The following is a 13,818-nucleotide window of genomic DNA, read 5'->3' on the forward strand; positions in this document are numbered from 1 at the left end:
GCCAACGGAACAACTAGTGACAAAAAAATATATATTAGTAGCGAACTGTATATTAGGGACTGTAATAAGGAAGTATTAGTTATGTAATGTTAAAAACAATTTAGAACATATAATTATTATTCAAAAAAGTTATTTGGTAGTATTAAATTGAGTATAGATTTCATAGGGGGTTTTATGAGTAATTTAATTATTTTTTCATGCATATTTCTTATTCTATTAACAATTTTTATAAAGACTTTCCGTTCATTTACATCGCAGCTGTACTTGCGCAGTAAAATAAAAAAAGGTCTCCTTCAAAATAAAACAGAGATTCGGCTAGCTAAAGGTGATAAGCAACAATTGTCCGAAGTTTATAAACGCGTTTATAACATTGTTACCCATAGACCAAGTCGTTTGTTTACTTCAAAAAATAGAAGGAAATTCGAGCAAAGGGCAACAAGTGAACTGAATCGAATGGTAAAAAATCCTCTGACAAAACTATTCGCGAGTTTATTAACGTTTTCTAAAGGAATGCTCACATTTATTTTCCTGATAGCAACAACTTTTTTTGGTGTATTGGTAGTAGATGAAGTAAAAGCATCCTCGTTAACATTGCCGACAATTAATAAAGACGTTCAATTAAAATTGAATGTCGATTTGGAAGACAAAATTGATTCAATCGTTTCCAGTTTATTTAATGCAGAAAATAAACTGCAGAGCTTTAACTTTCAGCCATTGGCAAATGATGAGGTCATTCCTGTATATGATGTAAAAGATTATCCGCAGGTCATCACGAATGTGGAAGAATTAGGGCAAGCGATTGCACATCATATGTCCAAATTCGAAAATCAGTTTACCCTGCATTATGAGGGGGATGCATCTGATTTTGAGAACACGGTTGATGAAGTGTATAAGTGGCTACAGGTAAACGAGCCTTATTTATGGGCAGTCATGGGAGATTTCTCAACACGTGCAAGGTCCTTTGGCAATCAAATTGAATGGCAGGCTACGATAAATTATGATTTAACAGCTGAAGAAAATGCGATTGTATTAGGTATGATCGAGCAAATTGTTCAAACTATTCCTGACGATGCATCAGAAGCGGAAAAAGTGAAGTTTGTAAATGACTACTTAGTAGTGCATACAAAATATAATCTGAACAGTAAAGCCAATGCACATACACCATACTCCGTTTTAGTCAATGGGGAAGGCGTATGTGAAGGATACGCACTAGCAGCATTATTAATGTTTGAAGAGCTTGGTATTGAAGCAAAGTACGTTATCGGTGATGCGGGCGGTCCTCATGCCTGGAATCTAGTAAAAGTGGATGGACAGTGGTACCACTTGGATGTTACATGGAATGACCCGGTGCCTGATCAAGGTGATAAAGTTCATTATAACTATTTCTTAATTACTGATGAAAAAATGAAAAAAGACCATCAGTGGATTGAAGCAGACTACCCTAAAACGGCAGTAGAAAATTATCTTTAATTCCAAAAAAATCAAAATAATATTGACAAATGAAATGTATTAACCACATAATACACTTTAAGGAGTGTATGAAGTGCTTAATACATTTTTTTGTGCATACTGTATTAAAGGGTTAGTACAGGTGAGAACGCATTTTTTAGATATAGTGTACTAGGTCATTAATACACGAAGGGAGCTGACAACAATGGATGTAAAATTTAATAATCGTGATCCTGTTTATGTGCAAGTGATTCGCCATTTTAAGGAACAAATTGCAAAAGGTTTCTTTGCGCCTGGACATGTGATTCCATCACGGCGGGAGCTGGCCAATCAGCTCAAGATTAATCCAAATACGGTGCAACGTGCCTATAAGGAAATGGAGGAGCAAAAATTGATTTATACAGAGGGAAATATGCCAAGTTGTATTACGAAGGACGAAGCAGTATTAAAAAGCGTTCGTGAAGAGCTGATTACTGAAGCGGTGCAGGTGTTCATAAGTTCTATTAAATCAATCAATGCACCACTTCCGGAAATTATGGAGCTCGTGCAAAAAAAGTATGAGGAGGCTGAGCAGCGTGATTGAAGTAAAAAATGTCTTTAAAAAATACAGGAAAAAACAAGTATTAAAAGATATGAGCTTCACAGCGGAAAAAGGGCAAATTACGTGTTTAATCGGTATAAATGGTGCGGGGAAAACAACAATCATGAAATCGATTATGGCGCTAACACCAATAGACCGCGGTGAAATATTAATCGATGGTAAAAAGATTAATAAGGATGCGTACGAAAAAATTACGTACATTCCGGATCGACTTACAATGCTGCCGAACTATACGATTGCAGAAAGCTTTGAGTTTATGGCGGACTTTTATAAAACATGGAATGAACAGCGTGCAACAGAACTACTTACTTTTTTCAAACTAGACCTTCAAGATAAACTTTCAGGCTTATCAAAGGGGAATGCGGCAAAGGTCAATCTACTGCTTGGCTTAGCATTAGATGTGGACTACATATTAATGGATGAGCCTTTTTCCGGTATCGATATCTTCTCACGTGAGCAAATTGCGAATGTCTTTACTAGTCACTTAATTGAAAATCGCGGTGTTATTATTACGACACATGAAATCAATGATATTGAGCACTTAATAGATAAAGCTGTGCTTATCGGCGATGGTAGAGTACTAAGAGAAATGAATGTAGAAGAGATCCGTGAAATAGAAGGTAAATCCGTAGTAGATGTGATGCGGGAGGTGTATGTAGGATGAACGAATATTTAAAGCTAGTCAATTTTGAGATAAAGCGATTTAGTAAACTCTTTCTAACACTCATAGTTATGGTAATTGTTGCTCAAGTTATAGGGGCATTTCTGACATCGTTTAGTTATATGAACAGAGTAGAAACAACGATGGCGCAGAAGCTACTAGGTGAAAGTCAATACGTACATGAGTATGGGGCGTATAATCTCCAAGAATTTTTATTTTCGGGGTATTTTATACTTTCAATTATGTTCGCAGCATCAATTTTAATCATATACGTATTTTTCATTTGGTATCGTGATTGGCTTGGAAAGTCGTCATTTATTTATCGATTATTAATGCTGCCAACTGCACGAAGAAACATTTATTTTGCCAAGCTGACTACGATTTTGCTGTTCGTACTTTGTTTAGTAGGAATACAAATTGCTTTATTAGAAGTGGTGCAACTGATTATTCATGGCATTATACCAGATCAGCTGCGTGCTGATTCAAGTAAAGCTTATATTTATTCATTCGATATATTATCGTTCTTATATCCAAAGACTCCTTTACTGTTTGCCCTTCTTTATGGACTTGGAGCAACAGTAGTAGCTGTCGTGTTTACAGCGATTTTATTTGAACGAAGCTACCATTTGAAAGGTATTTTCCTAGGAGTCATTTATCTGGTCATTTCAATCATTGTTATGGCAATCCCAGTAATTATCCAGGATATTACAGGTTATTTATACTTGAACGAAATTATTGGACTGACTGCTGTAACGAGTATTTTAACACTTGGGGTGGCTCTTTATTTAGCAGACTATTTATTAAAACGAAAGATTAATGTGTAGGGGAGGGGAAGCAGATGAAAAAATACTGGCAGCTTCTTTTAATTGTCGGAGTTAGTGTAGTCACGGTAAGTATCCATTATATCCAAGTCGCCAATGCTAAAAATTATCATATTACATTTGATAAAATTTCTGGGGACGACAAATATGTAGACTCACTATTAATAGAAGGAAATATAGATGAGGGAATGACATATAATTCGGTTATTATTGGAAAAGATAAAACAACATTAGTAGACGATTTCAAATATCAAGAAGCACCACTTTTATTCCGCGATTTAATCGAGCAGAATAAAAACTTTATGCGTGGAAAAGGATTTAGTGCCACTAATTACTTTGAGGATGAAACGAAGCTTGTTTACGTAGAAGAGCCAAATGAAACCTGGAAATTAAATGAAGGCGACTCCTACAGCTACCGATTCGATTTATTGGATAAAGTAAAAAACGATCGGATTACATTTGACATACAATCCAAATTAAATAAGAAAGTTAACTGGCTTACGGTTCATAATATAACTGTTGTAAATAATGAGGTGAAGTTGTTAGTCAGACATTACCTTAACAATGGTGATGAAGAATTTTACATTGTTATCATTGATTTAGATAAACAACAGTTAGTAAGCGAGACTTCCATTGAGACTGTTACAAATGATGAAGCGATGTATACTAATCTTGAAATTTATAATCAGTATCATAATCTAGGTTATGAAAAATATCTTATCTATTCAACGACATTATATAATGCTGAGCATGAAGTACGTAATATCATTTCACGTCAGTTTAAAGTAGTAAATATGGAAACAAATGAAATAACGCCACTCGAATTACCGGACGGTTTAGAAATCGATATACAAAGTGGTACGGTAGATAATAACTATTTCGTTGCAGCTCGCATGACGGATACCGACACTTGGATTTACCGTTATAATATCGGACAACAAAGATGGCTTGAACCGATAACAGTTCCACACCCTGAAAAATTCGTGAATAAGGAAATGAATAATACGTATGGCTACAACGGTAAATTCTACGTATTAAACGAAATGGAAAAAGATTTCGTACTCCAAATATTCGATATTGAAAAGGGTACTACTTTATATGAAGGTATTCTTTCAAAGAAAGATGCCAAGCAAAAATATTATATATGGGCTAATCGATTCTTGGAACAAACGGAATAACTTACAAACGAATATAAGCAATGCAACTCTTAATATTTGGCTACCAACCTATAAATATTGAGCTCGCATGGAATACCCACTATTTATCTGTAAAGAGAATAGTGGGTTTTTCTTTTTATTTAAGTTTTGTAAAGTTTCGTAAATTTATTACTTGAAAAGAGGGATGTTTGCTACGATTATGATATTCAAAGGGTAATGGAAGGAGATAAAATGAAGTCACTGGATCCGAATAAAAAAGGGTTATTTAAAACGTTAATAGAGATTTTTTTCGTATCGACTAAATTGGGCTTTACCTCATTTGGAGGGCCAATTGCTCATTTAGGCTACTTTCATGAAGAGTATGTCCGGAAAAGAAAGTGGATGGACGACAAAAGTTATGCAGACTTAGTGGCATTGTGTCAATTTTTACCTGGCCCTGCTAGTAGTCAGGTAGGGATAGGGATTGGTGTGGTACGTGCTGGAGCAATAGGAGGCATTGTATCATTTATAGGTTTTACATTACCATCTGTAGTAGCACTTATTATATTTGCATTAGTCGTTCAAGGTTTGGATTTGAGTCAGGCAGGTTGGATTTATGGATTGAAGATCGTAGCAGTGGCAGTGGTAGCACACGCAATATTAGGAATGGCACAAAATTTAACACCGGATAGACAAAGAAAAACGATAGCCCTCTTTGCTGTAATAGTCACATTAATATGGCAAACCGCCTATTCGCAAGTAGGAGTAATACTTTTAGGTGCGTTCATTGGATTTCTACTATACAAAAGAGAGAAAGCTGACGTGGAAGGAATGTCGCCCTTTCCATTAAGCAGGCGCTTTGCAATAGGCTGTTTAGTATTATTTTTCGGCTTACTTTTCCTCCTTCCTATTTTAAGAGAACTGACTTCCATTCAATGGATTGCCCTATTCGACAGCTTTTATCGTTCAGGTGCACTCGTGTTTGGAGGAGGTCATGTCGTGTTACCGTTACTTGAAAGGGAATTTGTACCGACTGGCTGGTTGAGTGAAGAGGCGTTTTTAGCAGGTTATGGGGCTACACAGGCTGTACCGGGTCCACTATTTACATTTGCAGCATACATAGGTGCCGTGATGAATGGTTGGTTAGGTGGGTTACTGGCAACTGTAGCCATATTTTTACCAGCCTTTTTATTAGTATTTGGAACATTGCCTTTTTGGGATAGCTTACGACGTAATTCAAAAGTAAAAGGTGCCCTTATGGGAGTAAATGCAGCGGTTGTAGGTATATTAATTTCAGCATTTTATACACCTATATGGACAAGCACTATTTTTACACCAACAGACTTTGCTTTTGCAGCCATTTTATTCAGTATGCTTGCATTCTGGAAGTTATCTCCTATGGTCGTTGTTGTGACAGGGATAATAGGTGGTATGCTTATGACAATGTTATAAATAATCTTTTATAAATAAAATATGTTACAGTAGACATACTAACCGCGAACATAGCGGAGTTGGAGGATTATATGACAAATACAGTAGATGAACTATTGGAATCGCTAATAGCTGCGACCGTAAATAATGAAGTGAAGTGGAGCAAAGGTACTGCCGAGCTTGAAACAGTTTTAGAGGAGGTATATGGCAATACAGAAAAGCTTTATTTCTTCTTTGATGAAGAAGAGGGCTCGAACATCGTCATTGCTACTTATAAGTATTACGAAGGCGAAGTAGAAGCAGACGAGTTTTTAAAAGATGGCATAAGCCTTTTTGTGATTGATGCAGATGATTCGGAAATTTTAAATGAAGTAACGGATGAAGATGCAGATGATGCACAACTATTTACAACATTGATCGAAGCAATTCAAGAAGAGAAATAGAAAAGAATATGTACACGGGGGCATTCATATTTGAGGTATGTATGCCCCCGTTACATAGGCGTAATTATACAAGTTCAAACTTTATACCTTCTGGATATATACCAATATAATTGCCTTCTTTGTTTTCATAGGCGATTTCCGCCCCTTCAATTACTTGGTTTTTCGATAATTCTTCCAATACAGTATTTAATGCCAGATCCAAATCTATAACAAGACAAAAAGTAGTCCCAGCACCATCTCCAACTTCTGAGCCATAAAGCTTTCCATTTCCAGTCAAATATAAAACTTCGTCCAGTAAGTCTTCTACCCATAAAGTTTTTTTCTCAGCTGCTTCAAATTGTGACTCATCCTCATAACGGTATTGAACAACCATTTTTGTATAGGACTCTTCTTTTACATATTCATAACCTTGATTTATCTTTTCTTTTGCCAATTTCTTCATCGTTCCTTTAGAGCTTTCAAAAAATCCTAACGAAACCGTTTCTTTTGTGCCAGGAACCCCTAATTTGCCGGATATTATATGTAGCTGTTTCTTCTCGTTCCATATTTGCCAATGAAATGTGTCACTGCCTGTTGTATTAATTAAACGAAGTACCATGCTAAAAACCCCCTAAAAATTTTGTAGAACCAATACCTTATTTCTATTCAACTACTAATTAATGATGCACTATCGAAGAGAAAAAATTAATTTTCAATCAAATGATCTAGTGCAGAACTATCCGAAAACCTTACCCGATTTTTAAGAAGTAAAAACCTTTAATGTAAAAAAAAGTATTTTATGTGTAGGCGATAAGGAACGCCGTTTATAGTGTAGACTTAAATAGGGAAAAGTTGCTAAATATTAAAGGTATTACTAAAATAGAAGTAAGAAGAGTCTATTAGAAAAAAGGTTGTAATAAAAAAATAATAATATAAACAGTGGTGTTTCTTGAATTCCGGAATACCGCTGTTTTATTTCTATTTACCTGAACACAGCAATATTCTAAAGAAAAATGAAAGAATAGGAATAGTCTATGAAAAAAACACAAAATCCCTCAATAGAGCGCTATGTTCAATCAGAGGAAGAACAACAAAAGCTTTATAAAAGAACGTTGTGGGTTGTTGTTTTGTCGCAAACATTTGGCGGAGCAGGACTGGCTGCCGGAATTACGGTCGGGGCGTTAATCGCTCGGCAAATGCTTGGTTCCGAGAGCTTTACAGGTTTGCCGACTGCATTATTCACACTTGGCTCTGCATTATCCGCATTTTTAGTCGGCCGTTTTTCACAGCGTTTTGGGCGAAGATACGGGCTGTCATTCGGATTTATCACAGGGGGAATTGGAGCGCTCGGGGTCATAGCTGCTACGACGATGGAAAATATCCTCCTGCTATTTTTGGCTTTGTTCATTTATGGAGCAGGTACCTCAACGAACTTACAGGCACGCTATGCCGGAACAGATTTGGCTAAGCCAAAACAGCGTGCAACAGCAATTAGTATGGCAATGGTCGCGACGACAATTGGAGCGGTTGCAGGTCCCAATTTAGTTACGCCCACCGGTCATCTTGCTGAGGCAATTGGTTTACCAACTTTAACTGGACCATTTTTACTGGCAGCTGTTGCTTATTTAATGGCTGGCTTTATATTTTTCTTCTTATTGAAACCGGACCCTTTACTTGTGGCAGTTGCTATTGCAGAAAAACAAAACGAAGAGCAAGTTTCTACAGGTGGGGTAAATCAACAATCTACAGTTGATCGTTTAGGAGTTGGAGTCGGTGCGATTGTCCTTGTGATGTCGCATGTTGTGATGGTTGCAATTATGACGATGACACCGATTCATATGGAGCGGGCAGGAAGTGGACTGTCACTTATTGGACTGGTGATTAGTATGCATGTGGCCGCGATGTATTTACCTTCTCTTGTAACGGGGATTTTGGTCGATAAAGTGGGGCGGTCATGGATGGTTGTTGCCTCGGGTGTCACATTATCATTTGCTGGCTTTATAGCAGCGTATTCGCCAGGGGATAGGATGTGGTCGGTAGCACTTGCACTCATTTTACTTGGTCTTGGCTGGAACTTTGGACTCATTAGTGGAACAGCTATGATTATTGACGCTACAACGATTCAAAACCGTGCAAAAATCCAAGGCTCAGTAGATGTTTCAGTTGCACTTGCCGGCTCTGCAGGTGGCCTGCTTTCAGGTATAATCGTGGCCAACTCAAGCTATGCATTCCTCAGCTTTATCGGTGCGTACATGGCAATATTATTTATTCCACTTATGATTTGGGTACGTTATAGGAAGAAATAAGGGTGTAAAAGAATTTACTAAAATAAAAAAGTTCTAATAAATTGACCGCACTTGTATCGAGTGCGGTCAAAATTTGCTGAGCTCAGTGCTTACTATAGAAAGTTAGAGGTGACTTATGAAAAAAATATTGTTAGCCCTATTGTTTGTGATGCTCATCGTTGGGTGCTCTCAAAAAGTGCTGACATTGGATGATGAATTGCTATTTGAATTACAAGATATAAATGATGAGGAGTTCCAGCTGTTAAGAGCAAAAACGAGTAATTTTACAGAAGAAGAAATAAAACAAAATTATGCAACGATTGTATTGGATTATCACGTACGGAATGGCAAAAAATTTGATAATCTAACCGTTCAGTATAAAAATGGTTTCGGTAATTTAATGGAGCAAGTTAAATATGAGGACGGGCTCAAATTTATGAATGGTGATGGGAGAACATCCAATTATAGAAATGGAAGTTTTGAACGTAATACAGACCGCTTAGTTTTTTACGTAAAGGATTTTACAGATGCGCAATTACAGGCTATTTTTAATGAATTTATGTTAGAGGTTAGCTGGGAAAATGATGATGGACAATGGGAAAACAAAACTATTCCAGTCGGTGAGGCCTTTTTGGATAAGAGAGGAAGTAAATGATGACACAATATACAGCGTTAGTATCGGATGAGGAATTACATGAGGTTGATTTTAGAGGATTTCGCTTAACAACAGTGCGGGAAATGAAAAAGCTGTATCCATTAAACGAAGGGTTCCCGGAACAACCATGGCATTCATTTGATGATGATGTGGAAATTTTAAATACACCGGATGAAAAGGCAATGGAGAAGCTACGTATATCTAAATGGTTGAACCCGCCATATGATTTAGAAGATTATAGTGATAAAGCTTTTATTTATTCCGTTGAAGGTAGATGGAATGATTTATTTCTAGAGTCTCTGCAAAAATATATAAAAGAGCATATCACGCCAGATCAAAACGTCGATTTAATCCGCTTTTGGGCAGGACATGCTGAAGATTACCATCTATTGAATGAGTCTACGCTAGAGATTGATGAGATAGAACAATCAGATTTGGCACTAATCGGTAAGCAACTATATATTCGTGTGAAACTTGTATAATTGATTCGAACTTTCTTTAAATAATAAACCGTATTGGATGTTTGCAAAACGTCTTCCCCCGTCAACAAGTTTTATAAATGTCAAAGAAAGCAAATTGATGAATCAGCAAAAGAAGACGGTGTATCCCTTCAGGAAATTTATTATGACAGAACTGAAAGTCAGAAATTATTTGGTGAAAAACTATTCGAGTTTATTTTCACCACTAAGAGTTAAAACTTCATTACCCAAATCTTAAAAAGCCTATCATTCCTAAATCAATTGAATGCTTTCTACATTCATTAATAGGGGGATGGTAGGCAATTTTTTTTCAATTTTTTATACTTGACGACTCTACAATAATGTAAACTCCTTAACTGCTAACGGTATTTCACCAAATGGTCTCTGATCAAATTGCTCTTCAATATAAATTTCTGCAAGCACGCGCTCACGTTCTCCTGTAACTTTGCCATGTTGTACTGATATGACGGCCTCATATAGACGAGCTAGCTGTTGCATAAGTGGTTTAGCTTCAAGTGTTTGTTTTGCTTGATTAAGCGTGACGAATGTTTCGAAACGTTTTTCGAGTGCAGATGCAAGCTGTTGTAAATATGGATGGTCCGTTTGCTGTAATTCCTTTAGCAGAGCAGAATGGGCATTTTTTTGGACGAGACGGATTAGCTCATGTGCTAAAATATTTGCTGTGCCTTCCCACACCGTTAATACTTGGGCATCGCGAAGTAAGCGAGGGAGCACAAAGTCCTCAATATAACCGTTGCCACCATGGAGCTCAATTGCTTCATGAGTAAATTCAATTGCCCACTCTGCTGTTTCCTTTTTCACCAACGCTATTAAAAGTCGGACGATTTGTTGTTCATCCTCTGATGCTTTGGAATTTACCACCTTATCATAACGAGATATTAAATCGAATAACGCTACTAAAGAGGCGTGCCACTTTGCGTGTAATGCCCCTAAAGAATGTTTCACCATTGGAAATTCAGCAACCGTCTGACCAAAGGCAATACGTCCGGTTGTATAGTGAATCGCTTCATCCAATGCGCGTTTCATAATGCCAACAGAAGCGGCTGCATTACAAATTCTAGATAGATTAAGCGCCTCCAGCATGTAGTAGATACCTTTAGATGCGTCTCCCACAACATATGCTTTTGCCCCGTTAAATTCAACTTCCCCGGAAGGTACTGCCTTTACGCCAAGTTTATCTTTTAAGCGTCGAATAGTAATCTGATTGAGCTTGCCTTCTTCATCATGCCAAGGAACGGCAAATAAAGTTAACCCTTTAGAACCGGCTTGTGTATTGTTCGTTTGACGTGCAAGTACCATTGCAACGCCGCACATACCGGCATTCGAAGCAAAATATTTTTCTCCATGTAAACGCCATTCACCTTGTTCAAACCGTGCTTCAACAACATTTGCACCGACATCTGACCCGCCTTGACGTTCCGTTAAAAATGTTGCCCCTTCGAATAATTCCGTATCACCTGTCGCACAAATGTGAGGCATAAACTTTTGTTTTAATTCATCGGAAGCATAATGTTCAAATAAATAAGCGGTTGCCATTGATAATGTTACAGGGCAATAAAAGCCGGGTTCTGTTTGCGATAGTAAATACCCCTGTGCGAAGCTGTATACATAATTACCTCTATGTCCTAATTCAGGAATATCTTTATGAACATAGCCGACAATGCCAGTCGCGTATGTTTCTGCAACAGTTTGCTTGTAACCTTCATTAACAATGACTTCGCTTACTTCATCACCGTATGCATTATATCGGCGTAACTTAGGCTCGCCTTCTCGATCTGTCACTTTTGCACGTGCATCGATTGGTCCTGCACAAAGCGCTCCGAATGCTGTGAGCTGCTCATTTGCATACTTATAAAATTTAGGAGCGAGCTTTTGCTGTAACAGTTGCTGCAATGTTTTGTCTGCTTTATAAAAGTTATTATTTTTCTCTAGTTTATTTGCTAAAACTTGTTCTGGCATTTGCTTCACCTCGTAGCTGTTGCTTTAATATTTTTCCGGATGCATTGCGAGGAAGTGCTTCCACTTGCTCAAAAATTTTCGGTACTTTATATGAAGATAGTTTCCCGCTAAGGAACTCTTTAATATCTTGTTCAGAAACAGGGGCTTTTGCAGAATATACAGTTTTCACCGTTTCACCCCATTCTGGATGGGGAACACCAAATACCGCTACTTCAAAAATATCCACATGCTGAAGCATTTGATCTTCAATTTCTTTCGGATAAATATTAACGCCGCCGGAAATAATAACATCCTTTTTACGGTCGACAATGTAAATATAGCCTTCCTCATCTATACAAGCTAAGTCACCTGAACGCACCCAGCCATCAACGAGTATATTTTCCGTTTCCTCTGGATTTTTATAGTATTCTTTCATATTACCTTCACCGTATAAAATAATTTCGCCAATTTCACCTGGTGTAACATCTTCATTTATTTGATTGATTACACGTAGCTCTGTTCCAAATGGTGCACGCTTCCCAATGCTGCCGGCTTTTTGTGGATGATCAGCTGCATGTAAGATTGAACCACTTGGACCTGCTTCTGTTAAACCATAAACACATACTAAATTATCCGTATTAAACTGCTTTTGAATATATAGGACTTCTTTTTCAGATAGTGGTGCACCGCCATATACCCACCATTCCATTGATGAAAGGTCTGCACTTTCAATGCGAGGTGAGCTCGCCGTTAACAGATAAGCAACAGGTGCGCCGAAGAAATGTGTCGTTTTGTATGTTTGCACGGTGTCTATCAATAAATCTGGTGTAAAGGTTGGTGTTAATACAGCAGTTGCACCTACTAATATAGAAGTTACTAAAAATAGATTTAATGGTGCAGAATGTGTTAACGGCATCATAATGAGTAAACGGCTTTCAGGCTTTACTTCCATTTCAATAGCAATCATATGTGATACAGCAAGCACATTACGATTTGTCAGCAGGACCCCTTTTGGATTGCCTGTTGTTCCTGATGTATACAGTAAAGTAGATTCATCATCTTCAAGTAAATCGCACACAACAGCTTCATAATTCCCAGACTGTTGAAATTGCTCAAAGCTTTGCCAATGAAGTGATGAACCGCCTGTTTTAACTTTTAAGCCATTAAATGAAATTGTGGAAGCTTGTTCAAAAATAAGCTCATGTGCAAAGATTGCCTTTGCATCGCTATGGTTCAATACATATTCGATTTCCCGCGCAACAAATTTGGCATTAATCGGTACAACAACTCCACCAACACGTTGAATTGCAAAGTAAAGAACGACGAACTCTTTTAAATTGGGCATGAAAATCCCGACTTTATCGCCCTTTTCTATACCATTTGAACGTAAGGCTTTAGCCGTATTGTTCACTTGTTCGTCCAATTGTTTATACGTAGTTTCCTGTCCTAAACTTATTACAGCCACCTTATTCGGATATTTTCTTGCATGACGAGCTAATAAATTTGAAATATTCATGATTGTTCCTCCAATAATTGAGTTAGTTTTTCACGAAAAATAGCTTCCGTCTTTTCAATATCTTGACGGATTTCATACAACTCTTGAATCTTTTCATCTATTTCTTTTAACTTTTGCTGCCCGTATTCAATTGTCCGTTCCAGCTGTTTCACTCCAGTACGATCAAGATTAAAAAGTAAAATCATTTCCTTAATTTCTTCCATGGAAAAACCGTACTTTTTTCCTCTAACGATGAGCTTAATTTTTGCCTCCTCCCGTTTAGAATAATGGCGCATCCCGTTATCACGTCGTGTTGGTTTCAAAATACCCAGTTCTTCATAGTAGCGTAAAGTTCTCGTTGTAAGTGCATATTCTTTGGCAATTACTTTAATCGACTTCACGGAAGACACCCCCATTGGCAAAA

General features: G+C 37.4%; 14 protein-coding genes. 10 read left to right on the forward strand and 4 right to left on the reverse strand.

The window, feature by feature from the left end; all coding sequences use genetic code 11:
- The first annotated feature begins 174 nt into the window (after positions 1–174).
- The 7 genes from H9635_RS08600 (at position 175) to H9635_RS08630 (ending at position 6,542) form a co-directional block, all read left to right on the forward strand.
- Positions 175–1,470 (forward strand): transglutaminase domain-containing protein, encoded by a 1,296-nt coding sequence (locus H9635_RS08600; RefSeq protein ID WP_191699773.1) that lies wholly within the window; start codon positions 175–177, stop codon positions 1,468–1,470.
- A gap of 184 nt (positions 1,471–1,654) precedes the next feature.
- Positions 1,655–2,032: a GntR family transcriptional regulator gene (locus H9635_RS08605; protein WP_191699774.1), complete on the forward strand. Its 378-nt coding sequence runs from the start codon at positions 1,655–1,657 to the stop codon at positions 2,030–2,032.
- On the forward strand, positions 2,025–2,714 hold the full coding sequence (locus H9635_RS08610; RefSeq protein WP_191699775.1) for an ABC transporter ATP-binding protein: 690 nt from the start codon (positions 2,025–2,027) through the stop codon (positions 2,712–2,714). Before H9635_RS08605 ends, H9635_RS08610 begins: the two co-directional genes overlap by 8 nt.
- Positions 2,711–3,535 carry a hypothetical protein gene (locus H9635_RS08615; protein ID WP_191699776.1) on the forward strand — a complete coding sequence of 275 codons (825 nt, stop codon included), beginning with the start codon at positions 2,711–2,713 and terminating at the stop codon, positions 3,533–3,535. The genes H9635_RS08610 and H9635_RS08615 overlap by 4 nt, the downstream gene beginning before the upstream one ends.
- Before the next feature lie 14 nt (positions 3,536–3,549).
- Positions 3,550–4,710 (forward strand): hypothetical protein, encoded by a 1,161-nt coding sequence (locus H9635_RS08620; RefSeq protein ID WP_191699777.1) that lies wholly within the window; start codon positions 3,550–3,552, stop codon positions 4,708–4,710.
- A 195-nt stretch (positions 4,711–4,905) separates the two neighbouring features.
- Complete coding sequence (locus H9635_RS08625; RefSeq protein WP_225231202.1) at positions 4,906–6,120, forward strand: chromate transporter; 1,215 nt, start codon at positions 4,906–4,908, stop codon at positions 6,118–6,120.
- 71 nt (positions 6,121–6,191) lie between these two features.
- Positions 6,192–6,542, forward strand: coding sequence for a hypothetical protein (locus H9635_RS08630; protein ID WP_191699778.1), 351 nt, complete (start codon positions 6,192–6,194; stop codon positions 6,540–6,542).
- Positions 6,543–6,606: 64 nt separating this feature from the next.
- Here the strand turns inward: H9635_RS08630 and H9635_RS08635 are convergent, their stop codons facing one another.
- A complete protein-coding gene (locus tag H9635_RS08635) occupies positions 6,607–7,140 on the reverse strand; it encodes a hypothetical protein (RefSeq protein ID WP_191699779.1) in 534 nt (177 codons plus the stop codon).
- Between the two features lie 415 nt (positions 7,141–7,555).
- Here H9635_RS08635 and H9635_RS08640 point away from each other — a divergent pair, with 415 nt between their 5' ends.
- From H9635_RS08640 to H9635_RS08650, 3 genes are all read left to right on the forward strand, one after another.
- The gene (locus H9635_RS08640) at positions 7,556–8,827 is read left to right on the forward strand and encodes an MFS transporter (protein ID WP_191699780.1); all 1,272 of its coding nucleotides are present in this window, start codon (positions 7,556–7,558) and stop codon (positions 8,825–8,827) included.
- A gap of 115 nt (positions 8,828–8,942) precedes the next feature.
- Positions 8,943–9,461 carry a hypothetical protein gene (locus tag H9635_RS08645; protein ID WP_191699781.1) on the forward strand — a complete coding sequence of 173 codons (519 nt, stop codon included), beginning with the start codon at positions 8,943–8,945 and terminating at the stop codon, positions 9,459–9,461.
- The gene (locus H9635_RS08650) at positions 9,461–9,943 is read left to right on the forward strand and encodes a hypothetical protein (RefSeq protein WP_191699782.1); all 483 of its coding nucleotides are present in this window, start codon (positions 9,461–9,463) and stop codon (positions 9,941–9,943) included. The genes H9635_RS08645 and H9635_RS08650 overlap by 1 nt, the downstream gene beginning before the upstream one ends.
- 330 nt (positions 9,944–10,273) lie before the next feature.
- Here H9635_RS08650 and H9635_RS08655 read toward each other — a convergent pair whose 3' ends face one another.
- Genes H9635_RS08655 through H9635_RS08665 form a run of 3 tightly spaced genes read right to left on the reverse strand, consistent with a single transcriptional unit; the run spans position 10,274 to position 13,795 of the window.
- Entirely contained in the window at positions 10,274–11,920 is a 1,647-nt protein-coding gene (locus H9635_RS08655; protein ID WP_191699783.1) for an acyl-CoA dehydrogenase family protein, read from the reverse strand.
- Positions 11,895–13,415 (reverse strand): class I adenylate-forming enzyme family protein, encoded by a 1,521-nt coding sequence (locus tag H9635_RS08660; protein WP_191699784.1) that lies wholly within the window; start codon positions 13,413–13,415, stop codon positions 11,895–11,897. The genes H9635_RS08655 and H9635_RS08660 overlap by 26 nt, the downstream gene beginning before the upstream one ends.
- On the reverse strand, positions 13,412–13,795 hold the full coding sequence (locus H9635_RS08665; RefSeq protein WP_191699785.1) for a MerR family transcriptional regulator: 384 nt from the start codon (positions 13,793–13,795) through the stop codon (positions 13,412–13,414). The genes H9635_RS08660 and H9635_RS08665 overlap by 4 nt, the downstream gene beginning before the upstream one ends.
- Positions 13,796–13,818: the final 23 nt, after the last annotated feature.

This window comes from Solibacillus faecavium (assembly GCF_014836905.1).
Classification (GTDB): Bacteria; Bacillota; Bacilli; order Bacillales_A; family Planococcaceae; genus Solibacillus; species Solibacillus faecavium.

What these genes read in the sequence shown, in the direction of transcription:
- H9635_RS08600 (WP_191699773.1), top strand. Translation starts at nt 175, where the DNA reads ATGAGTAATTTAATTATTTTTTCATGCATATTTCTTATTCTATTAACA.
- H9635_RS08605 (WP_191699774.1), top strand. Translation starts at nt 1,655, where the DNA reads ATGGATGTAAAATTTAATAATCGTGATCCTGTTTATGTGCAAGTGATT.
- H9635_RS08615 (WP_191699776.1), top strand. Translation starts at nt 2,711, where the DNA reads ATGAACGAATATTTAAAGCTAGTCAATTTTGAGATAAAGCGATTTAGT.
- H9635_RS08620 (WP_191699777.1), top strand. Translation starts at nt 3,550, where the DNA reads ATGAAAAAATACTGGCAGCTTCTTTTAATTGTCGGAGTTAGTGTAGTC.
- H9635_RS08625 (WP_225231202.1), top strand. Translation starts at nt 4,906, where the DNA reads ATGGAAGGAGATAAAATGAAGTCACTGGATCCGAATAAAAAAGGGTTA.
- H9635_RS08630 (WP_191699778.1), top strand. Translation starts at nt 6,192, where the DNA reads ATGACAAATACAGTAGATGAACTATTGGAATCGCTAATAGCTGCGACC.
- H9635_RS08635 (WP_191699779.1), bottom strand. Translation starts at nt 7,140, where the DNA reads ATGGTACTTCGTTTAATTAATACAACAGGCAGTGACACATTTCATTGG.
- H9635_RS08640 (WP_191699780.1), top strand. Translation starts at nt 7,556, where the DNA reads ATGAAAAAAACACAAAATCCCTCAATAGAGCGCTATGTTCAATCAGAG.
- H9635_RS08645 (WP_191699781.1), top strand. Translation starts at nt 8,943, where the DNA reads ATGAAAAAAATATTGTTAGCCCTATTGTTTGTGATGCTCATCGTTGGG.
- H9635_RS08650 (WP_191699782.1), top strand. Translation starts at nt 9,461, where the DNA reads ATGACACAATATACAGCGTTAGTATCGGATGAGGAATTACATGAGGTT.
- H9635_RS08655 (WP_191699783.1), bottom strand. Translation starts at nt 11,920, where the DNA reads ATGCCAGAACAAGTTTTAGCAAATAAACTAGAGAAAAATAATAACTTT.
- H9635_RS08660 (WP_191699784.1), bottom strand. Translation starts at nt 13,415, where the DNA reads ATGAATATTTCAAATTTATTAGCTCGTCATGCAAGAAAATATCCGAAT.